This window comes from Pseudomonas sp. C2B4 (assembly GCF_013359695.1).
Taxonomy (GTDB): Bacteria; Pseudomonadota; Gammaproteobacteria; order Pseudomonadales; family Pseudomonadaceae; genus Aquipseudomonas.
Genome location: NZ_JABFMU010000003.1, coordinates 93,651 through 117,502, shown reverse-complemented (window position 1 = coordinate 117,502; position 23,852 = coordinate 93,651). Strand labels below are relative to the sequence as shown.

23 protein-coding genes and 1 pseudogene are annotated in these 23,852 nt (G+C 60.2%); 12 read left to right on the top strand and 12 right to left on the bottom strand.

Features of this window, described 5'->3' with window-relative positions; genetic code table 11:
- Positions 1 to 84 precede the first annotated feature (84 nt).
- Positions 85 to 2,571, top strand: a complete 2,487-nt coding sequence (locus HNQ83_RS03640) for a circularly permuted type 2 ATP-grasp protein (protein WP_175387713.1) — start codon at positions 85 to 87, stop codon at positions 2,569 to 2,571.
- Positions 2,571 to 3,461, top strand: coding sequence for a transglutaminase family protein (locus HNQ83_RS03635; RefSeq protein ID WP_175387712.1), 891 nt, complete (start codon positions 2,571 to 2,573; stop codon positions 3,459 to 3,461). The genes HNQ83_RS03640 and HNQ83_RS03635 overlap by 1 nt, the downstream gene beginning before the upstream one ends.
- Positions 3,462 to 3,472: 11 nt before the next feature.
- On the opposite strand, the pseudogene HNQ83_RS31070 reads toward HNQ83_RS03635, so the two are convergent.
- From HNQ83_RS31070 to HNQ83_RS03625, 3 genes and pseudogenes are all read right to left on the bottom strand, one after another.
- A pseudogene (locus HNQ83_RS31070) lies at positions 3,473 to 3,550 on the bottom strand (outer membrane lipoprotein carrier protein LolA); the annotation flags it as partial.
- Between the two features lie 131 nt (positions 3,551 to 3,681).
- Positions 3,682 to 3,861, bottom strand: a complete 180-nt coding sequence (locus HNQ83_RS03630; protein ID WP_090328546.1) for a hypothetical protein — start codon at positions 3,859 to 3,861, stop codon at positions 3,682 to 3,684.
- A 68-nt stretch (positions 3,862 to 3,929) separates the two neighbouring features.
- Positions 3,930 to 4,517, bottom strand: a complete 588-nt coding sequence (locus HNQ83_RS03625; RefSeq protein WP_175387711.1) for a TIGR00730 family Rossman fold protein — start codon at positions 4,515 to 4,517, stop codon at positions 3,930 to 3,932.
- A 345-nt stretch (positions 4,518 to 4,862) separates the two neighbouring features.
- On the opposite strand from HNQ83_RS03625, the gene azu reads away from it, so the two are divergent.
- Positions 4,863 to 5,309: an azurin gene (gene azu / locus HNQ83_RS03620; RefSeq protein ID WP_175387710.1), complete on the top strand. Its 447-nt coding sequence runs from the start codon at positions 4,863 to 4,865 to the stop codon at positions 5,307 to 5,309.
- 182 nt (positions 5,310 to 5,491) lie between these two features.
- On the opposite strand, the gene nadE is transcribed toward azu, so the two are convergent.
- The 3 genes from nadE to HNQ83_RS03605 form a co-directional block, all read right to left on the bottom strand.
- Entirely contained in the window at positions 5,492 to 6,319 is an 828-nt protein-coding gene (nadE, locus tag HNQ83_RS03615; RefSeq protein ID WP_175387709.1) for an ammonia-dependent NAD(+) synthetase, read from the bottom strand.
- A 4-nt stretch (positions 6,320 to 6,323) separates the two neighbouring features.
- Positions 6,324 to 7,550 (bottom strand): nicotinate phosphoribosyltransferase, encoded by a 1,227-nt coding sequence (gene pncB / locus HNQ83_RS03610; RefSeq protein ID WP_175387708.1) that lies wholly within the window; start codon positions 7,548 to 7,550, stop codon positions 6,324 to 6,326.
- A gap of 215 nt (positions 7,551 to 7,765) precedes the next feature.
- On the bottom strand, positions 7,766 to 8,677 hold the full coding sequence (locus HNQ83_RS03605; protein WP_175387707.1) for a LysR family transcriptional regulator: 912 nt from the start codon (positions 8,675 to 8,677) through the stop codon (positions 7,766 to 7,768).
- A gap of 175 nt (positions 8,678 to 8,852) precedes the next feature.
- Here HNQ83_RS03605 and HNQ83_RS03600 point away from each other — a divergent pair, with 175 nt between their 5' ends.
- The 9 genes from HNQ83_RS03600 to HNQ83_RS03560 all read left to right on the top strand — a co-directional run bounded on the left by HNQ83_RS03600 (position 8,853) and on the right by HNQ83_RS03560 (position 18,877).
- Entirely contained in the window at positions 8,853 to 10,343 is a 1,491-nt protein-coding gene (locus HNQ83_RS03600) for an aldehyde dehydrogenase family protein (RefSeq protein WP_175387706.1), read from the top strand.
- Between the two features lie 187 nt (positions 10,344 to 10,530).
- A complete protein-coding gene (locus HNQ83_RS03595; protein ID WP_175387705.1) occupies positions 10,531 to 11,814 on the top strand; it encodes an FAD-binding oxidoreductase in 1,284 nt (427 codons plus the stop codon).
- 363 nt (positions 11,815 to 12,177) lie between these two features.
- Complete coding sequence (locus tag HNQ83_RS03590) at positions 12,178 to 13,311, top strand: ABC transporter substrate-binding protein (RefSeq protein WP_175387704.1); 1,134 nt, start codon at positions 12,178 to 12,180, stop codon at positions 13,309 to 13,311.
- Between the two features lie 171 nt (positions 13,312 to 13,482).
- On the top strand, positions 13,483 to 14,397 hold the full coding sequence (locus HNQ83_RS03585) for a branched-chain amino acid ABC transporter permease LivH (protein ID WP_175387703.1): 915 nt from the start codon (positions 13,483 to 13,485) through the stop codon (positions 14,395 to 14,397).
- Between the two features lie 3 nt (positions 14,398 to 14,400).
- Entirely contained in the window at positions 14,401 to 15,684 is a 1,284-nt protein-coding gene (gene livM, locus HNQ83_RS03580) for a high-affinity branched-chain amino acid ABC transporter permease LivM (protein ID WP_175387702.1), read from the top strand.
- On the top strand, positions 15,681 to 16,553 hold the full coding sequence (locus HNQ83_RS03575) for an ABC transporter ATP-binding protein (protein ID WP_175387701.1): 873 nt from the start codon (positions 15,681 to 15,683) through the stop codon (positions 16,551 to 16,553). Before livM ends, HNQ83_RS03575 begins: the two co-directional genes overlap by 4 nt.
- Positions 16,550 to 17,266: an ABC transporter ATP-binding protein gene (locus HNQ83_RS03570; protein WP_175387700.1), complete on the top strand. Its 717-nt coding sequence runs from the start codon at positions 16,550 to 16,552 to the stop codon at positions 17,264 to 17,266. Before HNQ83_RS03575 ends, HNQ83_RS03570 begins: the two co-directional genes overlap by 4 nt.
- A gap of 327 nt (positions 17,267 to 17,593) precedes the next feature.
- Positions 17,594 to 17,815, top strand: a complete 222-nt coding sequence (locus HNQ83_RS03565; RefSeq protein ID WP_256668847.1) for a hypothetical protein — start codon at positions 17,594 to 17,596, stop codon at positions 17,813 to 17,815.
- 291 nt (positions 17,816 to 18,106) lie between these two features.
- Positions 18,107 to 18,877 (top strand): SDR family oxidoreductase, encoded by a 771-nt coding sequence (locus HNQ83_RS03560; protein ID WP_175387699.1) that lies wholly within the window; start codon positions 18,107 to 18,109, stop codon positions 18,875 to 18,877.
- 93 nt (positions 18,878 to 18,970) lie between these two features.
- Here HNQ83_RS03560 and HNQ83_RS03555 read toward each other — a convergent pair whose 3' ends face one another.
- From HNQ83_RS03555 to HNQ83_RS03530, 6 genes are all read right to left on the bottom strand, one after another.
- Positions 18,971 to 20,098: an AGE family epimerase/isomerase gene (locus HNQ83_RS03555; RefSeq protein WP_175387698.1), complete on the bottom strand. Its 1,128-nt coding sequence runs from the start codon at positions 20,096 to 20,098 to the stop codon at positions 18,971 to 18,973.
- 167 nt (positions 20,099 to 20,265) lie between these two features.
- A complete protein-coding gene (locus tag HNQ83_RS03550; protein ID WP_175387697.1) occupies positions 20,266 to 20,838 on the bottom strand; it encodes a HupE/UreJ family protein in 573 nt (190 codons plus the stop codon).
- Positions 20,839 to 20,865: 27 nt separating this feature from the next.
- Entirely contained in the window at positions 20,866 to 21,480 is a 615-nt protein-coding gene (gene ureG / locus HNQ83_RS03545) for an urease accessory protein UreG (protein WP_077045358.1), read from the bottom strand.
- Between the two features lie 23 nt (positions 21,481 to 21,503).
- Positions 21,504 to 22,178 carry an urease accessory protein UreF gene (locus HNQ83_RS03540; RefSeq protein ID WP_175387696.1) on the bottom strand — a complete coding sequence of 225 codons (675 nt, stop codon included), beginning with the start codon at positions 22,176 to 22,178 and terminating at the stop codon, positions 21,504 to 21,506.
- A complete protein-coding gene (gene ureE, locus HNQ83_RS03535; RefSeq protein ID WP_175387695.1) occupies positions 22,175 to 22,675 on the bottom strand; it encodes an urease accessory protein UreE in 501 nt (166 codons plus the stop codon). Before ureE ends, HNQ83_RS03540 begins: the two co-directional genes overlap by 4 nt.
- A gap of 269 nt (positions 22,676 to 22,944) precedes the next feature.
- Positions 22,945 to 23,577 (bottom strand): TetR family transcriptional regulator, encoded by a 633-nt coding sequence (locus HNQ83_RS03530; RefSeq protein WP_175387694.1) that lies wholly within the window; start codon positions 23,575 to 23,577, stop codon positions 22,945 to 22,947.
- Positions 23,578 to 23,852 lie beyond the last annotated feature (275 nt).

The window sequence follows — 23,852 nt, the reverse complement described above, 5'->3', positions numbered from 1 at the left end:
TACGCGACGCTCGGATTTTTCGTATATCCGGGTGTCATGAGCCTGCGTTAGTCTGACCGTTCCTTGCTGTCTGCCGAGCTTTCCATGCCTGACCTGCTAGACCGCTACCCGCTGACGGCGGGCACTTATCACGAACTGCTCGACGACAGCGGCGCGGTACGTCCGCACTGGCGCCGACTGTTCGACCAATTGCAGCGCAGCACCCCGGCGCAACTGGTGCAGCGTCAGGCGCTGCTGACCCGGCAAATTCAGGAAAATGGCGTCACCTATAACGTCTATGCCGACCCCAAGGGTGCCGATCGGCCGTGGGAGCTGGACCTGCTGCCCCATGTGATTGCCGCTGACGAGTGGGAGCAATTATCGGCCGGCATCGCCCAGCGCGCCCGATTGCTCAATGCCGTGCTGGCCGACCTGTACGGGCCACAACGTCTGATTGCCGAAGGTCTGTTGCCCGCCGAACTGGTGTTCGGCCACAACAACTTCCTATGGCCCTGTCAGGGCATCAGCCTGCCTGACGAGGCCTTCCTGCATCTGTATGCCGTGGATCTGGCACGCACCCCCGATGGCCGTTGGTGGGTCACGGCGGATCGTACCCAGGCACCTTCGGGTGCCGGTTATGCACTGGAAAACCGCACCATCGTTTCGCGGGCTTTTCCCGAGCTGTACCGTGATCTGAAAGTGCAGCACCTGGCCGGTTTCTTCCGCACGCTCCAGGAAACCCTGGCCCGTCAGGCACCCAGCGATGAAGAGGTGCCACTGGTGGTGCTGCTGACGCCGGGGCGCTTCAACGAAAGCTATTTCGAGCACCTGTACCTTGCTCGCCAACTCGGTTATCCGCTGGTGGAAGGTGGTGACCTGACGGTGCGCGATGCCACGGTGTACCTGAAAACCCTGAGTGGTCTGCGCCGGGTTCACGCGATCATGCGCCGGCTCGACGACGACTTCTGCGACCCGCTGGAATTGCGGACCGATTCGGCGCTTGGCGTGCCGGGCCTGCTGGAAGCCGTTCGGCAAGGTCGGGTACTGGTGGCAAACGCCCTTGGCAGTGGCGTGCTCGAATCACCGGGACTGCTGGGCTTCCTGCCGAAAATCAGTCAGTTCCTGTTTGGTGAAGAACTGATAGTGCCGTCGATTGCTACCTGGTGGTGCGGCGAAGCGCCGGTATTGGCCCAGGCCTTGGAGAAACTGCCGGAATTGCTGATCAAACCGGCGTTCCCGTCCCAGAGTTTTGCACCGGTTTTTGGTCGCGACTTGAGTGAAAAACAGCGCCGTGAGTTGACCGAGCGCATGCAGGCGCGGCCTTACGCGTATGTTGCGCAAGAATTGGCGCAGTTGTCCCAGGCACCGATCTGGCAGGCAGAGGGTGGTCAGCTACAACCCCGGGCCATCGGTATGCGCGTATATGCGGTGGCCAGCCGCGATGGCTACCGCGTATTGCCCGGCGGCTTGACCCGAGTCGCCGCCGAGGCGGATGCCGAAGTGGTGTCGATGCAGCGTGGCGGGGCGAGCAAGGACACCTGGGTGTTGAGTGATCGCCCCCCTAGCGGCGAACAATGGAAAGCCCAGCGCAACATTGGCGTGCACGATCTGGTGCGGCGCGATCCCTACCTGCCGTCGCGGGTGGTGGAAAACCTGTTCTGGTTCGGTCGCTACTGCGAGCGTTGCGACGACAGCGCGCGGTTGCTGCGGATCATGCTGGCGCGCTATGTCGACGGCGATGACCCTCAGGCGCTGCAGGCGGCGGTCGAACTCGGTGAACGATTGATGCTGTTACCCGATGAAGGCGAGCTGCCGGAGCGCCTGCTTGCGGCGATACTCGGTGATGACTGGCCATTCAGCCTGCGCTCCAACCTTCAGCGGTTGCAATGGGCGGCTTCGCAGGTGCGCGGCAAACTCTCGCGGGAAAACTGGCAGGCGCTGGTGGAGCTACAACGCGAAGCCATGGAACTGGAAACCGATGAACCGGACTTCGGCGAATTGCTGGATTTCCTCAACCGTCTGGTGATGTCCCTGGCGGCGTTGTCCGGTTTTGCCCTCGACGACATGACCCGGGACGAAGGTTGGCGTTTCCTGATGATCGGTCGGCGGATCGAGCGCCTGCAATTCCTCAGTGGCAGCCTGGCAGCCTTCCTGCGTGGAGCCGGGGCGTTCGATCAGGCCGGTCTTGAGTGGTTGCTGGAGCTGGGCAACAGCAGCATTACCTACCGCTCACGGTATCTCGCGGTGGCGCAGTTGATCCCGGTGCTCGACCTGTTGCTGCTCGACGAACAGAACCCGCACGCTGTGCTGTTCCAGTTGAAACTGGTGACCCGTACCCTCAAACGCCTGAACGATGATTTTGATGCTCCGCGAGAAGCCGCGCTGCCGCAATTGGTGGAGCGACTGGCGCGTTTCGATCTGGGCTGTCTGGAAAATCCGCTGTTCGGCGAAACCAGCGTGCACGCGGCGCTCGAAGGTTTGGCTGATTTGCTGCAAGAGATTGCCGATGCCAGCGGGCAAGTGTCCGATCGCCTGGCCTTGCGCCATTTTGCCCATGTCGATGATGTCAGCCAGCGCACGGTGTCCGTCTGATGAGTGCCCGATACCAGATTTTCCACGACACCCATTATCACTACGACAGCCCGGTGTCCCTGGCCCAGCAACTGGCGCATCTGTGGCCACGCGCTTGCGACTGGCAACGCTGTACCGAGCGGCAATTGCAGATCAGCCCTGACCCCACGACCCGCCGTGATGAGCTGGATGTTTTCGGCAATCCGCTGACCCGGCTGGCGTTCGAGCGCCCTCATGATGAACTGCTGGTCAACGCCAGCCTCACGATCGAAGTGCTGCCCCGGCCTGCACCGGATTTCAATCTATCGCCTGCCTGGGAAGAAACCCGCAACGCATTGACCTACAGCAGCCACCCACTTTCGCCTGAATTGCTTGAAGCTTGCCGTTACCGGTTTCAGTCCCCCTATCTGCATTTGAAACGCAACTTCGTCGAGTTTTCCGAAAGCTGCTTTCCGGCGAACCGATCGCTGCTGCTGGGGGTGCAGGCATTGATGGAGAAAATCTTCAGTGAGTTCACCTTCGATGCCGAAGCGACCCAAGTGGCGACGCCGCTCGTGGAAGTATTGGAGCGTCGACGCGGCGTCTGTCAGGACTTCGCCCACCTGATGCTTGCTTGCGTACGCTCCCGAGGCCTGGCCGCGCGGTATGTCAGCGGTTACTTGCTGACTCAGCCGCCACCCGGTCAGCCCCGACTGATCGGCGCCGATGCGTCCCATGCCTGGGTGTCGGTGTATTGCCCGGTGTCGGGCTGGGTTGATTTCGATCCGACCAACAACGTGCAACCGGCACTGGAACACATCACCCTGGCGTGGGGCCGGGATTTTTCCGATGTGTCGCCGTTGCGGGGGGTGATTCTGGGGGGCGGTAATCACGACCCGGAAGTCCGCGTCACCGTGATGCCATTGGATTAACAACGATCCCCTGTAGGAGCGAGCCTGCTCGCGAAGAACCTGAGAGCGCCACGGGGTGCCAGGCAGCCAGCGTAATCGTTGACGACCATCGCGAGCAGGCTCGCTCCTACAGGGGGGGATGTGGTGAATTCTGGGATTGATCCGTGAGGGCCGGCAGCAACGCTGCCAACCCTGGACACAGATCCGGTGGGCCTGATCGGTGGATCCGGCCCGGAGGGTCTCAGGCGTCGGGCGCCTGGTCTTTCGGTGCATCAACATCATCTTCTGCCGCGACTTCACCGTCAGGGTTCAGTGCCGCGTCTTCAGCCATTGCTTTCTTGCGCTGAAGCTTTTCCTCTTTCTTCTGCTCCTTGGCCAAGTCACGCTGACGTTTGGCGAAGGAATAATTGGGTTTAGCCATGGGCGATCCTCTGGGGTCGAAGGTGAGGTTGAGCGGCGCGTATTCTGCCCTGTATCGGTGCCGAGTCGTTAGTCGGGTTTTTGCTCGACCCACTTCGGCGCCACGGTCGGTTGCCAGCTATCGAGGGCGTCGAGCAGCGTTTGTGGCGATTCGCTCACCTGCAGCATGTCACGGTGCGCCCCGCGAACGAAGCCTTCGCCGACGATGTGATCGAGAAAACCGGTCAGCTTGCTGTAGAAGCCGTTGACTTCCAGCAAGCCCAGCGGTTTGCCGTGGTAGCCCAATTGACCCCAGGTCCAGACTTCGAACAGTTCTTCCAGCGTACCCAGGCCGCCAGGCAAGGCGATGAACGCATCGCTGAGTTCGGCCATCCGCGCCTTGCGCGCATGCATGCCGTCGACGACTTCCAGGCGGGTCAGGCCGCTGTGGCCGATTTCCTTGTCCTTGAGGCTTTGCGGGATGATGCCGATCACCTCGCCACCGGCCGCCAGCGCAGCGTCGGCCACGATGCCCATCAGGCCCACGGCACCGCCGCCATAGACCAGGGTCAGCTTGCGCTCGGCCAATGCCTGGCCAAGGGCCACAGCGGCTTCACGATAAGCCGGGTTGGTGCCGGTGCTGGCACCACAAAATACGCATACGGATGCTAAAGACATGCCTTACTCCATGTTCGAACAAGAACCACAGAGTAAAGGCAGGCGCGCAGCGCACCAAGGGCTAAACTTCCCGCTTGGGCGTTTCGTAAGTACCGCTGGCGCCACAGGCATAGGCAGCAAGCAAGCTGCATAACAGGCTATTGAGGGACATGTCGGACGCTCCAGTCAGGGATGATGGACCGATCATAGGCCCGGGCCAGACGCCTGGCTGGTAGATTGTCTCGATCGGTGCCATAGCCCAAAAGTTGTATACAATTTTTGATTCAGGTCATATGAACTTGCGAAGTTTTCAGGCAGTCTTCTGTTCATTCGCATTTTTCAATAACCCTGCCTTGGAGATTCACCATGTTTGCCAAACTTGTTGCGGTATCCCTGTTGACACTGGCCAGCAGCCAATTGATGGCTGCGGAGTGCAAAGTCACCGTTGACTCCACAGACCAAATGTCTTTCGGCACGAAGGCCATTGAAATCGACAAGAGCTGCAAGACGTTCACCGTCGAACTGACCCACTCCGGCAGCCTGCCGAAGAACGTCATGGGCCATAACCTGGTGATCAGTAAAGAAGCCGACATGCAGCCGATCGCCACTGACGGCCTGAGTGCCGGCATCGACAAGAACTACCTGAAAGAAGGCGATGCCCGCGTCATCGCTCACACCAAGATCATCGGCGCCAAGGAAACCGACTCGGTGACCTTTGATGTGTCGAAGCTCGACCCGGCCGAAAAATACGGTTTCTTCTGCTCGTTCCCGGGCCACATCTCGATGATGAAAGGCACCGTCACTCTGAAGTAAGTCGATACACCGCGTTATCGTTCTTCGCGGGCAAGCCCGCTCCCACAGTGATTTGTGTCGATCACAAAACCTGTGGGAGCGGGCTTGCCCGCGAAGAGGCCAGTAGAATCAGCAAATGCCTTGGCCAAAGAAAAGCCCGCTGAAGATCAACGCTTCAGCGGGCTTTTTCATTCATTTACCAATCAAGGCGCGAACGGCATCACCCGCTTGTGATGGGTCTTGTTGAACGTGTCGACGATGATCTTGAACGCTTCCTCGCGCACCGGGTTGCCGTGCAGGAATGCGTCGATCTCGGCGTAGGTCACGCCGTGGGACGCTTCGTCCGGTTTGCCGGGCGAAAGGTCCTCAAGGTCGGCGGTCGGGACTTTTTCCACCAGTGATTCCGGTGCGCCGAAGCTGCGGGCAATCGCCCGGACCTGGTTTTTTACCAGGCCGCTGAGCGGGGCCAGGTCGCAGGCGCCATCACCGAACTTGGTGAAGAAACCCATTACCGCTTCCGCTGCGTGGTCGGTGCCGATCACCAGGCCATGAGCCGCGCCGGCGATGGTGTACTGGGCGACCATGCGCATCCGCGCCTTGGTGTTGCCGAGCACGAAATCCACCGACACCGCGTGCTTGCCTTCGAACGCCGCGACCTCGTTGGCCAGCGCTTTGACCGCCGGGCCGATGTTCACGGTGTGACGCTCGTCCGGAGCGATGAAGTCCACCGAAGCCTGGGCGTCGTGCTCATCGAACTGCGTTTCGTAGGGCAAGCGCACCGCGATGAACTTGTAGTTGCCATCGCCTGTGCGCTGACGCAGTTCGCGCATGGCACGTTGCGCCAGCAGGCCGGCGGTCAGGGAGTCGACCCCGCCGCTGATGCCCAGGACCAGGGTCTTGAGCCCGGAATTGACCAGGCAGTCCTGAATGAAGGTGATCCGCCGGGCGACTTCAGCGTCGAGGGCGGCCTCGTCGGCGAACGGCGGTTGAACCTTGAGCTGTTCAGCAATCTCACGCTGTACGGCTTGCATGAATTCACTCCTTGCTTGATGTGCCTGAAAGGGCGGCAGGTACTTGGAAAACGTGTCGCAAATAGGCGACGAAATTCGGGTCTTTGCAATGAGTCTTGCCTGGCTCGTCGGAGATCTTTGCCACCGGCGCGCCGTTGCAGGCAGCCATTTTAAGCACGATGCTCATGGGTTCGACACCCGGAATATCACACGTCAGGTTGGTGCCAATACCGAAGCTGACATTGATCCGACCACGCAGCGCCCGGAAAATCTCCAGGGATTTGGGCAGGGTCAGGCTGTCGGAGAAGGTCAGCGTCTTGCTCATCGGGTCGATGCCGAGCTTGTGATAGTGGGCAATGGCTTTTTCCGCCCAAACCACCGGATCGCCCGAGTCGTGGCGTAATCCGTCGAAAAGCTTGGCGAAAAACAGATCGAAATCGCCAAGGAAGGCATCCATGGTGATGCAATCGGTCAAGGCAATCCCCAGCAGGCCGCGGTACTCGCGGACCCAGCAATCGAGGGCGGCAATCTGGCTGTCGATCAGCCGAGGGCCGAGTTGCTGGTGGGCCATGATCCATTCGTGGGCCATGGTGCCCAGCGGCTTCATGTCCAGTTCCCGGGACAGGTGCACGTTGCTGGTGCCGACGAAACGCCCCGGGAAATCGTGCTTGAGCACGTTCACCACTTCTTCCTGTACGCGGTACGAAAAGCGACGACGGGTGCCGAAATCGGCTACCTGCAATTCGGACAACTCATCGCTGCTGGCGTTGGCGGTCAGCCAGTCGAACTTGCGATAGAGCTGCTCCCGGGCCTGTTCCAGAACAATTTCCCGATAGCGGTAGCGATTACGGACTTCGCTGACGATGGCCAGAATCGGCACTTCAAACAGGATCACATGCAGCCACGGGCCGCGCAGGCGGATGAACAGTTCGCCGTTTTCGATGCCGGTGTGGATGTAGCGCAGGTTGAAGCGGAACAGTCCGAGAAAACGCAGGAAATCCGGCTTCAGGAAGCTGATGCGCTCCAGAAAGCTCAACTGATCGGCGCTCAGGCTCAATTCCGCCAGGCGTTCGATCTGGAAACGGATTTCCGCGAGATAGGGGCGCAAATCCTCATTGTTACGGCAGCGGAACTCCCATTCGACTTCCACGTTCGGGTAGTTGTGCAGCACCGCCTGCATCATCGTCAGTTTGTAGAAGTCGGTGTCGAGCAGGTTCTGCACGATGCGATCGGCAAACACACTCTCGCTCATAACGGGAATCTCCAGGCAGGTCGCGGCCTTGTGCGGTTTCAATCATTGGCGCTAGTGGCGCATATCAGGGATGTGAATTGCCAGCGATTTTTAGACCGCAGCGGATCTTCTGTGGGAGCGAGCCTGCTCGTGAATGCGGTCTGTCAGTCACATTGATGCTAAGTGTGCCGACGCCTTCGCGAGCAGGCTCGCTCCCACAAGGAATGCGCCAAGGCTCAGTGTTGTGGAGTCTCCTGGCCGTCGATCTGCTCCAGCATCCACCTCACAAAATCTCGCACCTTGGGCACTTCCGCCGAATGCTCCGGGTACGCCAGGTAATAGGCATCGGTGCTCGGCATTGCATGCTGCCAGGGAATGACCAGCTTGCCTTCGGCCAGTTCCTCTTCCACCAGAAACCGTGGCAGCAACGCCACGCCGCAGCCGACTTGGGCGGCGCGGATACACATGTAAAAAGTTTCGAAGCGCGGGCCGTGGTAGCTGTGTTCGGTGTGGTAACCCTGGCTGTCGAACCAGTCATGCCAGGCCTGGGGGCGGGAGGCGTTCTGCAGCAGGACCAGGTCGGTGAGTTGCGTGGGATCGGTGAACGGCTCGGCGGGCAGGCTGCCGGGGGCGCAAACAGGTACCAGTTCCTCGCCGAACAGCTTCAGGCATTCCGTACCCGGACGGGAACCCTGGCCGAAGTAGAACGCCAGGTCGCTGCGGCCTTGCAGCAAGTCATCCGCTTCCTGCTCGCTGCACAGGTCCAGGTGAATCGATGGATGGCGCAGACGCCAGCCTTTGAGCCGTGGCACCAGCCAACGCGCACCAAAGGTGGGTGGCGTGGAGACGCGCAGGACTTCGGTTTCGCCGCCGTAGGAACGCAGGTAATGGGTCGACATCTCGACTTGCGTGAGGATTTTTCGTACTTCGACCAGGTACAAATCCCCCGCCGGCGTCATTTGCAGGCGGCGGCGCACCCGGCGAAACAACAAATGCTGCAACAGCTCTTCGAGTTGTGCGACCTGTTTGCTGACGGCGCTTTGGGTCAGGTTCAGCTCTTCGGCGGCCCGGGTGAAGCTCAGATGCCGGGTCACGGCTTCGAAACACTGCAAGGCAGCGATCGAGGGCAAGTAGCGTTTGTTCAGCATGGGCGGTCCTTTGTTCTTGTCTCTTTATTGCCAGCAATGCACAGCATGAATAAACGGAATGATATCTCTCTTAAAGGTCGTTTGTTGAGTAACCTCCGTGGCGCTAAAACTACAGGCCTGATCAGCCGTGATTGCGCGGCTGCGCCTGTTCCGTTTTTTGCTTGAGGAGTGACCCATGGTTGCCGCATTGCTTGATCGTCTTGGTGTGAACCCGGCCCTGTACCAGAACGGCAAAGTGCCCGTGCATTCGCCCATCGACGGCAGCCGCATCGCCGCCGTGAACTGGGAAGGTGCCGCTGAAGTCGAGCAGCACATCAGTCGCGCCGATCATGCGTTCGAACTGTGGCGCAAGGTTCCGGCGCCGCGCCGTGGCGAGTTGGTGCGTCAACTGGGCGACATCCTGCGTGAATACAAGGCCGATCTCGGCGAGCTGGTGTCCTGGGAAGCTGGCAAGATCACTCAGGAAGGCCTGGGTGAAGTTCAGGAAATGATCGACATCTGCGACTTCGCCGTCGGCTTGTCCCGCCAGCTGTACGGTTTGACCATCGCTTCCGAGCGCCCTGGCCACCACATGCGTGAAACCTGGCATCCGCTGGGCGTCGTTGGCGTGATCAGCGCCTTCAACTTCCCGGTGGCGGTCTGGGCCTGGAACGCCACGCTGGCGCTGGTCTGCGGTAACCCGGTGATCTGGAAACCTTCGGAAAAAACCCCACTGACCGCACTGGCCTGCCAGGCACTGTTCGATCGCGTGCTTAAGAACTTCAGCGACGCGCCTGCACACCTGAGCCAAGTCATCATCGGTGGTCGCGATGCCGGCGAAGCACTGGTCGATGATCCGCGTGTTGCGCTGGTCAGCGCCACTGGCAGCACCCGCATGGGCCGCGAAGTGGCGCCAAAAATCGCCGCACGATTCGCCCGCAGCATTCTGGAGCTGGGCGGCAACAACGCGATGATCCTCGGCCCAAGCGCCGACCTGGACATGGCTGTTCGCGCAATTCTGTTCAGCGCCGTCGGCACCGCCGGCCAGCGTTGCACCACATTGCGTCGTCTGATTGCCCACGAATCTGTCAAAGAAGAAATCGTCACTCGCCTGAAGGCCGCGTATTCCAAAGTGCGCATTGGCCATCCGCTGGAAGGCAACCTGGTCGGTCCGCTGATCGACAAGCAAAGCTTCGACAACATGCAGGATGCGTTGGAACAGGCGCTGAGCGAAGGCGGCCGGGTGTTCGGCGGTCAGCGCCAACTGGAAGACAAATTCCCGAATGCGTACTACGTCTCCCCAGCCATCGTCGAAATGCCGGAGCAGAGCGATGTGGTCTGCCACGAAACCTTCGCGCCGATTCTTTACGTGGTCGGTTACAGCGATTTCAACGAAGCCCTGCGCTTGAACAACGCCGTGCCGCAAGGCCTGTCGTCCTGCATCTTCACCACCGATGTGCGTGAGGCCGAGCAGTTCATGTCGGCGGTGGGCAGTGACTGCGGTATCGCCAACGTCAACATCGGCCCGAGCGGTGCCGAAATTGGTGGTGCGTTCGGTGGCGAGAAAGAAACCGGCGGCGGTCGTGAGTCCGGTTCCGATGCATGGCGCGGGTACATGCGCCGTCAGACCAACACCGTGAACTATTCACTTGAACTGCCTTTGGCGCAGGGCATCACCTTTGACTGATATTTCAGCCAGGCAGTGATCCTCTGTGGGAGCGAGCTTTTGTGGCGAGGGGATTTATCCCCGTTGGACTGCGCAGCAGTCCCATTATTTGGGGCCGCTTCGCAGCCCAACGGGGATAAATCCCCTCGCCACATAGATCATCCCCATTCAATAAATGTTTTTGTTAGGTTTCCGTTGGAGTCTGGCAATGCCGTTACGCGAAGAGTGTCTGTGGGAAAAACTGACGCCGCAAAGGCCTGATAATGCGTCGCTCAGAGGTGAGGTGACAGTCGATGTCTGCGTCATTGGCGCCGGTTTTACCGGGCTGTCGGCGGCGGTGCATTTGCTGGAACAGGGCAAGACGGTCTGTGTGCTGGAAGCCCATCGCGCCGGCCATGGCGGTTCGGGGCGTAACGTCGGGCTGGTCAATGCCGGAATGTGGATTCCCCCGGACGAGATCGAGGCGGGGTTTGGTGAGGCGGTCGGCAGTCAGCTCAACCGCATGCTGGGTGCGGCGCCATCCCTGGTCTTCAGTCTGATCGACAAGTACAACATCGATTGCCAGTTGCGCCGCGAAGGCACGCTGCACATGGCCCACAACGCCCGGGGTGAAGCCGATCTGCGCAGTCGCGAGGAACAATGGAAGCGTCGTGGCGCGCCGGTGGAACTGCTGACTGGACAAGCTTGCGAGCAAGCGACGGGCACCAAAAAAATTGCCGCTGCGCTGCTCGATCGACGTGCCGGCACCCTCAATCCAATGGCTTACACCACGGGACTTGCGAAAGCGGCCATCGGCCTCGGCGGTCAGCTGTTCGATCATTCACCCGTGACCCGGCTCGAACGCCAGGGGCAGCGTTGGTCGGTGCAGACCGACCAGGGTTCGGTACTGGCCGGGCAAGTGGTGATCGCCTCCAACGCTTACACCGAAGGCGACTGGACCGAGCTGCGACGCAATTTCTTCCCCGGCTATTACTACCAGGTGGCATCGGTGCCGCTGACCGAGGACGCCGCCCAGGAAATCCTGCCGGGCGGGCAGGGCTCGTGGGATACCCGGCAGGTACTGAGCAGCATTCGGCGGGACAAGGACGGTCGCTTGCTGTTGGGCAGCCTTGGCAACGGCAATCAGAAACCCACCTGGTTCCTCAAGGCTTGGGCTGATCGGGTGCAGCAGCACTACTTCCCCAACCTCAAACCGGTGGAGTGGGAGTGCACCTGGACAGGGCGCATTGCCTTCACGCCGGATCACTTGATGCGCTTGTTCGAACCGGCGCCCGGAATAGTGGCAGTCACCGGGTACAACGGTCGGGGCGTGACCACGGGGACGGTGGTGGGCAAGGCTTTTGCCGATTACCTGTGTAACGGTAATCCTCAGGCGCTACCGATTCCCTTCGCCCCCATGCAGCCATTGGCCGGGGTGGGCCTTCGCAGTTGCCTGTACGAAGCGGGATTCTCGCTGTATCACGCAGGCCAGTGCCTGCGGATCGTGATCTGATTGTTGAAATTTGTTACTGGAACGCAGCGCTTTCCGGCGTTGCGACTAGCCTGTAGTGGTGCGTGTTGTAGCAGTCCCGCACCAGCAGTGTGCAGTTCGGTGACGCACGTTGTTACAGGCTGGTTGCACGCCGTTTGGTGCCGCGGTTGCAATGATGGCGCAGACGGGTTGCGCCTCAAAAAAAATAAGGTTTTACCTTCCGCGGTTTAGACGGTTGCACGCTCAATGAAAATGGGCCCGAAACAGTCGAAATAACAATAAAGCAGCGACTTTTTTAAGAATAAAAAACCGATGGCACGGCACTTGCTCTGAGCATTCAGTGAAGTCGCAGTGCCAATTAAAAAAACCATGGAGCACCACCTCATGTCCCAGACGTTTTACAAGAAAGGCTTTCTGGCCCTCGCAGTGGCAACTGCGTTGGGTGTTTCTGCGTTTGCTCAGGCTGACATCAAGATCGGCGTAGCGGGTCCAATGACGGGCGCCAACGCGGCATTTGGCGAGCAGTACATGAAGGGTGCACAGGCAGCGGCCGATGCGGTCAACGCAGCTGGCGGCGTGAACGGGGAAAAAATCGTACTGGTCAAGGGCGACGACGCCTGCGAACCGAAACAGGCTGTGACGGTCGCCAAGGACCTGACCAACCAGAAAGTCGCCGGCGTGGTCGGTCACTTCTGCTCCTCGTCGACCATCCCGGCCTCCGAGATCTACGACGAAGCGGGCATCATCGCCATCACTCCAGGCTCCACCAACCCACAGGTTACCGAGCGCGGCCTGAGCGCCATGTTCCGTATGTGCGGTCGTGACGACCAGCAGGGCATCGTCGCCGGCGACTACATCGTCGACGTGCTCAAGGGCAAGAAGGTTGTCGTGCTGCACGACAAGGACACCTACGGCCAAGGCCTGGCAGATGCCACCAAGGCTCAACTGGTCAAGCGCGGCGTAACGCCAGTGCTGTACGAAGGCCTGACCCGTGGTGAAAAAGACTTCAGCACCATCGTGACCAAAATCCGCGGCGCGGGTGCCGATGTTGTCTACTTCGGTGGCCTGCACCCGGAAGCCGGTCCGCTGGTTCGTCAACTGCGTGAGCAAGGTCTGAAAGATGTCGTGTTCATGTCCGACGACGGCATCGTGACCGACGAACTGGTGACCACCGCTGGTGGTGCGCAGTTCACCAAAGGCGTGCTGATGACCTTCGGCGCCGACCCACGCCTGCTGCCAGACAGCAAGACCGTGGTAGAAGCATTCCGTAAAGCCGGCACCGAGCCTGAAGGCTACACCCTGTACGCCTACGCTTCGGTCCAGACCCTGGCAGCAGCCTTCAACGGCGCCAAGTCCAACAGTGGCGAAAAAGCCGCCGAGTGGCTGAAGAAAAACCCGGTCAAGACCGTCATGGGCGAGAAGACCTGGGACAGCAAGGGCGACCTGAAAGTGTCCGACTACGTGGTTTACGAGTGGGACGCGAACGGCAAGTACCATCAACTGGAAAAACAGAAGTGATATGAGCGGTTGACCTGCCCGGTGCCTTGCGCGCCGGGCAGTCCTGAAACATGTCCGTGCAGTACCTGTCTTTTCTTGTAGAGCTGCACACAACCGCATTGCGCCGGCGGCTGAACCCCGGTCCGTTGCATGCGGCTTCTGTGCAGTCTCTCAAATGCGTGAGATTGCGTTATGGATGGTATTTTCCTGCAGCAACTGGTCAATGGCCTGACCTTAGGGTCGGTCTATGGCCTGATCGCCATCGGCTACACAATGGTCTATGGCATCATCGGCATGATCAACTTCGCCCACGGCGAGGTTTACATGATTTCCGCTTACCTCGCGGCAATCAGTCTGGCTCTGCTGGCTTACTTCGGTATTGAATCCTTCCCTTTGCTGATGCTCGGCACGCTGGTCTTCACCATCGTCATCACGGCGGTGTATGGCTGGGTCATCGAACGCGTCGCCTACAAGCCCCTGCGTAACTCCACCCGACTGGCTCCGCTGATCAGCGCCATCGGTATCTCACTGATCCTGCAAAACTATGCACAGATCGCTCAGGGCGCGAAGCAACAAGGTGTTCCAACCTTGCTGACGGGTGCCTGGCGCGTCGAAGTCGGCACCGGTTTTGTGCAGCTGACCTACACCAAGGTCTTCATCCTGGTCGCTGCATTTGTCGGGATGGCCCTGCTGACCTACGTCATCAAGTACACCAAGCTCGGCCGCATGTGCCGCGCGACCCAGCAAGACCGCAAGATGGCCTCGATTCTGGGGATCAATACCGACCGGGTGATTTCCTACGTGTTCATCATCGGTGCGGCCATGGCGGCCCTGGCCGGTGTGCTCATCACCATGAACTACGGCACGTTCGACTTCTATGCAGGCTTTATCATCGGGATCAAGGCGTTCACCGCGGCGGTACTCGGTGGGATCGGCTCGTTGCCGGGTGCCATGCTGGGCGGGATCATCCTCGGGATTTCCGAATCGCTGTTCTCAGGCCTGGTCAACTCCGACTACAAAGACGTGTTCAGCTTCTCGCTGCTCGTACTTGTTCTGGTCTTCCGGCCTCAGGGCCTGCTGGGCCGTCCTCTTGTGTCGAAGGTGTAAGCGATGTCTTCAACCACTAAAAAAACCATTGATCTCAAAAAAAGTCTGGTTGACGCGATCCTTGCCGGGCTCGTCGCCCTGATCGTATTCGGACCGATTGTCGGTGTTGTGCTCGATGGCTACGGCTTCAACCTGGAATCCACCCGGGTGGCCTGGATTGTTGCCATCGTCATGGCCGGTCGCTTTGCCTTGAGTACGTTCCTGCAGACGCCCAAGGGCTTGAAAATCCTCGAGGGTTTTGAAACCACCGGCTCCGGGGTGCACGTACTGGCGCCCGATTACAAATCACGCCTGCGCTGGATCATCCCGTTGATGATCGTCCTCGCCGTCGTGTTCCCGTTCTTCTCCAACTCCTACGTGCTGGGCGTGGTCATCCTCGGGTTGATCTACGTGCTGCTGGGGCTGGGGCTGAACATCGTGGTCGGCCTGGCCGGCCTGCTTGACCTGGGCTACGTGGCGTTCTATGCCATTGGTGCCTACGGTCTGGCGCTCGGTTATCAGTACCTGGGGCTGGGCTTCTGGACAGTGCTGCCACTGGCGGCGATCACTGCCGGGCTGGCCGGTTGCATCCTCGGTTTCCCGGTGTTGCGTTTGCACGGTGACTATCTGGCGATCGTGACCCTGGGTTTCGGTGAAATCATTCGGCTGATCCTTAACAACTGGCTGACCCTGACCGGTGGCCCGAACGGCATGCCTGCACCGCTGCCGACGTTCTTCGGCCTGGAGTTCGGCAAACGGGCCAAGGACGGCGGCGTGCCGTTCCATGAGTTCTTCGGCATCGCCTACAACCCGGACGTGAAGTACTACTTCATCTACGCGGTGTTGTTCCTGGTGGTCCTGGCTGTGCTCTATATCAAGCACCGTCTGACTCGCATGCCTGTGGGCCGTGCCTGGGAAGCCCTGCGTGAAGACGAAATCGCCTGCCGCTCCATGGGCCTGAACCATGTGCTGGTCAAGCTTTCGGCGTTCACCATTGGTGCTTCGACGGCAGGTCTGGCCGGTGTGTTCTTCGCTACCTACCAGGGTTTCGTCAACCCGACGTCGTTTACCTTCTTCGAATCGGCACTGATCCTCGCCATCGTGGTACTCGGCGGCATGGGTTCGACCATTGGTGTGGTTATCGCTGCGTTTGTATTGACGGTGGCTCCGGAACTGCTGCGTGGCTTCGCTGAATACCGCGTTCTGCTGTTCGGCATCCTGATGGTGTTGATGATGATTTGGCGACCGCGCGGCCTGATTCGGATCAGCCGTACCGGTGTGACCCCGCGTAAAGGAGTAGCGCCATGAGCGAAGTCGTACTCAGTGTCGAAAAACTGATGATGCACTTCGGCGGCATCAAGGCGTTGAACGATGTCAGCCTCAAGGTCAAGCGCAACTCGATCTTTGCCCTGATCGGCCCTAACGGCGCCGGCAAGACCACCGTGTTCAACTGCCTGACCGGGTTCTACAAGGCCTCCGGCGGCAAGATCGAACTCAACTTGCGTGGCCAGCAGACCAACGTCATCAAGTTGCTGGGCGAGTCCTTCAAACCGACCGATTTCGTCTCGCCGAAATCGTTCGCCAGCCGGCTGTTCTACAAGGCGTTCGGTGGCACTCACCTGGTGAACCGCGCCGGGCTGGCGCGGACCTTCCAGAACATTCGCCTGTTCAAGGAAATGTCGGTGCTGGAAAACCTGTTGGTGGCCCAGCACATGTGGGTCAACCGCAGCATTCTCGCCGGGATCCTCAACACCAAGGGTTACCGCAAGGCCGAAAGCGATGCGCTGGACCACGCGTTCTACTGGCTGGAAGTGGTGGATCTGGTGGACTGCGCCAACCGCCTGGCCGGTGAGTTGTCCTACGGCCAGCAACGCCGCCTGGAAATTGCCCGGGCCATGTGCACCCGTCCGCAGATCATCTGCCTCGACGAACCGGCTGCGGGCCTCAACCCTCAGGAAACCGAAGCGCTGAGCGCGATGATCCGGCTGCTGCGCGACGAGCACGATCTGACCGTGGTGCTGATCGAACACGACATGGGCATGGTAATGAGTATTTCCGACCACATTGTGGTGCTGGACCACGGCGTCGTCATCGCCGAGGGCGGCCCCAATGACATCCGCAACGACCCGAAAGTGATTGCCGCCTACCTGGGTGCAGACGAAGAGGAGGTGGTATGAGTAAACCTATCCTCGAACTCAAGGGACTGGACGTGTTCTACGGGCCTATCCAGGCCCTGAAGAAAGTCTCGCTGCACATCAACGAAGGGGAAACCGTCAGCCTCATTGGCTCCAACGGCGCCGGCAAGTCGACCCTGCTGATGTCGATCTTCGGCCAGCCGCGGGCGGCGGACGGGCAGATTCTCTATCAGGGCGTGGACATCACCCACAAGTCGTCGCACTACATCGCGTCCAACGGCATCGCGCAATCGCCGGAAGGACGGCGGGTGTTCCCCGACATGACCGTCGAGGAAAACCTGCTGATGGGCACCATTCCGATCGGTGACAAGTACGCCAAGGAAGACATGCAGCGCATGTTCGAGCTGTTCCCCCGGCTCGAAGAGCGGCGTACCCAGCGTGCCATGACGATGTCCGGCGGCGAGCAGCAAATGCTCGCCATCGCCCGCGCACTGATGAGCCGGCCGAAGTTGCTGCTGCTTGACGAGCCAAGCCTGGGCCTGGCCCCGATCGTGGTAAAGCAGATCTTTGCCACCCTGCGGGAACTGGCGAAGACCGGCATGACCATTTTCCTGGTCGAGCAGAACGCCAACCACGCCCTCAGGCTGTCGGACCGGGCCTATGTGATGGTCAACGGCGAGATTCGCATGAGCGGTACGGGCAAGGAACTGCTGGTCGATGAGGATGTGCGTAACGCCTATCTCGGCGGGCACTGATTCTCTACTGATGTATCCACAGCCCCGACGAGCAATCGTCGGGGCTTTTTTACATCTTCACTCCGCAAAACCCTGTGAGAGCGAGCCTGCTCGCGAATGCGATCTGCCTGTCACATCAGTATTGGATCTGCTACCACTTTCGCGAGCAGGCTCGCTCCCACAGAGGATGGGTTGTGCAGTTTCCGGAAATTGTGGACAACAATCTTCGCAAGCTCCGAAAGCGCGACATAAAGCCGCTGCAAACAGTTGTTTTGTCACGGTTTTGACTTGTCCCCGTTTGCTGTGGAACCGGCTGTGAATAACGTGGGAGTAGCTGGCTGAGCGCCTTTGAATACGTGGCTTGCAGCGATGTGGTTGTTTTTTGATCAGGCTTTTTTACCTGGCTTCAGGCAGGGTTTGTCAACCATTTTCTTGAGGGTGAAACAGCTGCAGTTGGCTGTGAAGAAGCCTGTGGATAAGTCTGTGATTAAACTCTGGAAAGACCTGGCTGAAGGCCGTGGTTACTGGCTTGCGGCCATCGCGGATTTGACCGGCCGGTCGGGAAAATGACCATGGGCTACACGGCAGGCCGACCAGGGTCAAGCGAAAAAGTTTTCAAATCCCTCGCAAAGCCTTGTGGATAGCGGCTTGCAGCTTTTCCACTTGCCCCCGGAATGTGTGGATGGGGCTGTGGATAAGTTGCGTGCACATGGCTGCAAGGCACGGCTGATAAGGGGTTGTGAGATTTGGTTGTTTTTTGTACAGCTTGTGCGGTGGTTGCCGCTGTGGACAAGGCCGGGCATGCTGCCTGCTGATTTTCTATTCCAATGGCTGACCGTCAGCCGAAGCAAGGAGAACACGATGTCCAACACCCTGTTTATTACCGGCGCGACCTCCGGTTTTGGTGAAGCCTGCGCCCGTCGTTTTGCCGAGGCGGGCTGGAAGCTGGTGCTGACCGGCCGTCGTGAAGAACGCCTCAACGCGCTGTGCGCCGAGCTGTCGAAGCAGACCGAAGTGCATGGCCTGGTGCTCGACGTGCGTGATCGCAAGGCCATGGAAGAGGCCATTGCCAACCTGCCGCCAACCTTCGCCAAGCTGCGCGGGTTGATCAACAATGCAGGCCTGGCCCTAGGAGCAGATCCGGCGCCCAAGTGCAGCCTGGACGACTGGGACACCATGGTCGATACCAACATCAAGGGCCTGATGTACAGCACGCGCCTGCTGCTGCCGCGCCTGATTGCCCACGGTCGTGGCGCCGGTATCGTCAACCTGGGTTCCGTCGCCGGCAATTATCCGTATCCGGGCAGCCATGTGTATGGTGGAACCAAGGCCTTCGTCCAACAGTTCTCCCTGAGCCTGCGCTGTGATCTGCAAGGCACTGGCGTGAGAGTCAGCAACCTCGAGCCGGGTCTGTGCGAGAGCGAGTTTTCGCTGGTGCGTTTTGGCGGTGACCAGGAGCGTTACAACGCCACCTACGCCGGTGCCGAACCGATCCAGCCGCAGGACATTGCCGACACCATTTTCTGGATTCTCAATGCGCCGGCACACATCAACATCAACACGCTGGAGTTGATGCCGGTGAGCCAGAGCTGGGCGGGGTTTGCGATTGATCGCAGTGCTGGCAAGGCATAAGACCGCATAACGGCCATTCGCGAGCAGGCTCGCTCCCACAGGGATCGAGTTGAACCTGTGGGAGCGGGCTTGCCCGCGAAAGCGATTTATCAGTCAGCGAAGATAGTCGGCCAGCCCGCGATAACAGGTCGCCAGGTGATAAGGCGTGGTCGACGGCATGTCCCGACGACTCACCTCCCCATGCTCATCACGACACTCATACCAGCCACCCGCGTGCAGAGAGCGCTGCTGCAAACCCTGCAATTGGCGAAGAACCGAGGCCTCGCTGTCCGGGCGTAGCGTCAATGCGCGCAGGTATTCGGCCTGAGCCCAGATGCGTTGAGTCGCATCCTTGGTCTGGCCAGTCGGATCGAGCATCGCTGCCACAGCCCCCGTCTGTGGATCGACTCCCGTTTGCTGTGTGAAAGCAAACGCGCGCTCCAACGAAGCATGCAGTTTCGAACCGCGCAGCAGATCAGACGATTCCAGCAGGAAATACCACTCGAACTGATGCCCCGGTTCAAACCAGTTATCCACAGCGCCCAGCGGTTTTTCCATCAGCACGCCGTGTTGCGGATCGATAAAGCGCTTCTGCATGGCTGTGCATAACTCGATCAGCGCCCGTTGCACGGCGAGATCTTCACGCACCGATAGCGTGGCGAGGAAGGCTTCGGCCAAATGCATCAAAGGGTTCTGCAGCGGGCCGGATTCCAGGGTGTGCCAGTCGCGATCGAGGCTGGCTTCGTAAAGGCCGTCGCCGGTGGCGAAGCGTCGCGCGATCACTTCCAGGGCGGCATTGAGCACCGACTCCACCAGCGGCTCGCGGGACTTATCCCAGTAATGCGCGCAGGCGAACAGGATGAAGGCGTGGGTGTAGAGGTCCTTGCGCTGGTCCAGCGGCGCGCCCTGCGGGTCGATGCTGTAAAACCAGCCGCCATGCTCGGCGTCGTGGAAATGCCGCTGCAAAGAGCGGAACAGCGCCGCGGCACGTTCTTCGGCTCCTGGCACCTGGCCGATCAGACTGGCGAACAGGTACAACTGTCGCGCGCAGGCCATGGCCCGGTAACGCTGGGGAGGCAGCGGTTGGTGCCCGGCGTCCAGCGCCTCATAGGGTAGCGCCATGTCGGCATTCCAGCCGGGGCCTTGCCAGAGCGGCACGATCACGTTCAGGAAGTGCTGTTGCACCGAAATGAACAGAGCAGTCAGTTCAGGCTGGGAAGCGGAGCGAGGAACATGCGGCATTGGCTGGCGTCGTCACGGCAGGGTTGATTGCGCGACATGTTAGCAGGCCTGAGAGGTGCGTTGTCTGTCAGGCCGTCTTCGCGAGCAGGCTCGCTCCCACATTTGGAATGCGTCACCCCTGTGGGAGCGGGCTTGCTCGCGAAGAGGCCGGTTCAGGCGCTAGAGAATCAACCCGCCAGCAACCAGGCCCCGGTCGCCGCCGAAGCCGCTCCCGCCAGTCGAACCAACGGTGCAGCCGCCTGCGGCAATACCCGCACCACCGCGAAACCCGCTCCATGCAAGGCCACCGTCGCCGCTACGAATCCTGCGGCATACGCCCAAGGACTCGACATGTCCGGCAATTCCAGTCCATGGGCCACACCATGGAACAGCGCAAACAACGCTGTCGCCCCCACCGCCACACTCAACGGCGGGCGCACCGCCAAGGCCACCGCCAGGCCCAGCGCCAACACGGACGCGGCAATCCCGCTTTCCAGCGCCGGCAGGTCCAGCCCTTCGAAACCCAGCAGTCCGCCGAGCAGCATGGTGCCGACAAAGGTGCACGGCAGCACCCAACGGGCCGCACCGTTCTGTTGCGCCGCCCACAGGCCGACGGCAAGCATCGCCAGCAAATGGTCGAGGCCGCCGATCGGGTGGCCGATGCCGGCGATCAGGCCGTTGTCGCCATGCCCCGGGTGGGCAAAGGCGATGGCCGGGGTCAGCAGCAGCGCCGCGGCGCCCAGGATGCGATTCAGTGTCATGGATAAGCTTCCTTGTATAAAAGTGGATCAGGCTGCGGTCAGCAGGCCCTGGCGTTCGATGAAGGCGATGATCTCTTCCAGGCCCTGGCCGGTTTTCTGGTTGCTGAAGACGAACGGCTTGCCGTTGCGCATGCGCGTGGTGTCGCTGTCCATCAGGGTCAGCGAAGCTCCCACCAGCGGTGCCAGGTCGATTTTGTTGATCACCAGCAGATCGGATTTGCAGATTCCCGGACCGCCCTTGCGTGGCAGCTTGTCGCCAGCCGAGACGTCGATCACGTAAATGGTCAGGTCCGACAGTTCCGGGCTGAAGGTCGCCGAGAGGTTGTCGCCGCCGGACTCCACCAGAATCAGGTCCAGGCCCGGAAAACGACGATTGAGCTGATCCACGGCTTCGAGGTTGATCGAGGCGTCTTCACGGATCGCCGTGTGCGGGCAGCCACCGGTTTCCACGCCGATGATGCGTTCCGGGGCCAGGGCCTGGTTGCGCACGAGGAAGTCGGCGTCTTCACGGGTGTAGATGTCGTTGGTCACGACGGCCAGGTTGTAACGGTCGCGCAAGGCCAGGCACAGGGCCAACGTCAGGGCGGTTTTGCCGGAGCCGACCGGGCCGCCGATGCCGACGCGCAGAGGTTGTGTGTTCATGTGATTCTCCAAGATTACGGGCCCTAGGAACGGAACAGACGGCTGTACTGGCGCTCGTGGGCCATACACGCCAGGGACAGGCCGAAAGCGGCACTGCCATAGTGTTCGGGGTGGATGTGGGTGGCGTTGTGCTGGGCTTGCTGCAACAGCGGCAACAATTCGCTGGTCAGGCGCTGGGCGGCTTGCTGACCCAGGGGCAGGGTTTTCATCAGCACCGCCAATTGGTTTTCCAGCCAGCTCCAGAGCCAGGCGGCCAACGCATCCTGCGGGCTGATCTGCCAGGCGCGAGCGGCCAATGCCCAGCCCAGGGCCAGGTGGGGTTCGGAGCGTTGTTCGAGGAACGCGCGGGCCGCTGCATCCAGCTCCGGCAATCCGTTGAGCAGTTGTTGCAGGGAGTAGCCCATTTGCCGGCTCTCTTGATGCAGCTCACGGGTTTCCCGGCTGGCGCGGTGTTCTTCGCAGCGTTGCAGCAATTCGCACCAGTTTTCTTCCTGCGCCGCGACGCAATGGGCGAGCAGCAACGGGGCTTCGAAGCGGGAGAGATTGAGCAGCAATTGATCGCTGATCCAGCGCCGTGCACTGTCGGGGTCGTTGACGCGACCGTTCTCCACTGCCATTTCCAGGCCCTGGGAATAGCTGTAGCCGCCAATCGGCAGTTGCGGACTGGCCAGGCGCAGCAGCGCCCAGGCCGGGTTCACAGGCGCACGCCAAACTGATGCAGTTTGGGCGGGTAGTTGAAGTCTTCATCGCCGTGGCGCGAATGATGATGACCACCGCCGTAGGCACCGTGTTCCGGCTGGAACGGCGCTTCGATGGACTCAGTGGTCGCGCCGAGTTGTTCGAGCATGGCCTTGAGCACGTAATCATCGAGCAGGCGCAGCCAGCCATCACCCACTTGCAGGGCAACGTGGCGATTGCCCAGGTGATAGGCGGCGCGGGTCAATTCGAAGGCGTTGGCGCAGGTGACGTGCAGCAGTTGCTCGGGGCGGGCGCAAACGCGGACGATGCGCCCGTCTTCGGCTTGCAGGCATTCGCCGTCATACAGTGGCGATTGACCGCGCTCCAAAAACAACCCGACGTCTTCGCCCTCGGCACTGAAACAGCGCAAACGGCTTTTGCTCCGGGCTTCGAACGCCAGGTGCAATTCGGCGGCCCAGACGGGTTGAGGGTCGATTCTGCGATGAATCACCAGCATCGGAAAGCTTCCAGCAGTGGACAATACCGTGGCTAGAGCAAGGGGCTTGCCAAGCGGGGTGATGCGTAGGAAATGCCTGAAGGAGGCGTGGGGCGAGGCGTGGTAGTCGGTGGGTTTTGAATGATGTTGGTGCGGGAAGTTTTTGTATTGCACCAATGTGAAGCGATTTGGCTTTTCTGTGGGGGCGAGCCTGCTCGCGATTGGGGCAGATCATTCACATTGATATGGAGTGGACGACCGCTTCGCGAGCAGGCTCGCTCCCACAAGGGTTATTCGGTACTGCCGAGGCCTTGCCAGTGCTTGAGGCCAATGAAGATAAACCGCAATTGCTGGGTGATCTTCGCCTGGGGTGTCAGGTGTTCAGGCAGTGCCTCGGCCGGCGGGTCGATGATCTCCGGCAAGGTGGCGAACACGCTTTTTACGATCAGGTCCGCCATGACACTCAGGCCGGCGATGTCCAGATGCTGCAATTTGGGCATCAGTGACAGGTCGGCCGCCAGGTCCGAGCTGATATCTTCGCGCAAACGGCCAATGGCCAATCGTACCGGGAGCGAACCGCCATATTGCTCGCGGGCAAGAAACAGAAATTGCGAGCGGTTGGCGCTCACCACATCGAGAAAGATCCGCACGGAGGCATCAATGATGCCGCCCATGACGAACTCGTTGTGCCGCACCAGGCGAATGGTTTCGCGGAAGGTCTGGCCGACTTCGCTGACCAGCACCAGGCCCAGTTCATCCATATCCGCGAAATGCCGGTAGAAACCGGTAGGGACGATCCCGGCGGTTTTCGCCACTTCGCGCAGGCTCAGACTGCCGAATCCACGGCCGCCTTCCATCAAGTGGCGGGCAGCGTCCATCAGGGCGTTGCGGGTTTGTTGTTTCTGTTCGGCGCGGGGCAGCATTGCAAGGGCGTTTTCTGGAGAAGGAGAGCGGCGCACTCTAGCAAATCGGCTTTGCCGGCGTCGAACGAGGATGAGGAGATCAGGCGAGAAGTTGCAGTGTCTATAAAGCGAGGAACCAGAATGTCAAAAGCCCAATCCGGTGATTGGGCTTTTTTTCAGGGCCGCCATGGGCTTAGCTCATGGTGCTGTTGCGTTCGATCACACGGTCACCACCGCCTTCGGCAACGGTTTGACCTGGAGTGCGATCGGAGCCGTCAGCGGCAACGGTTTGACCT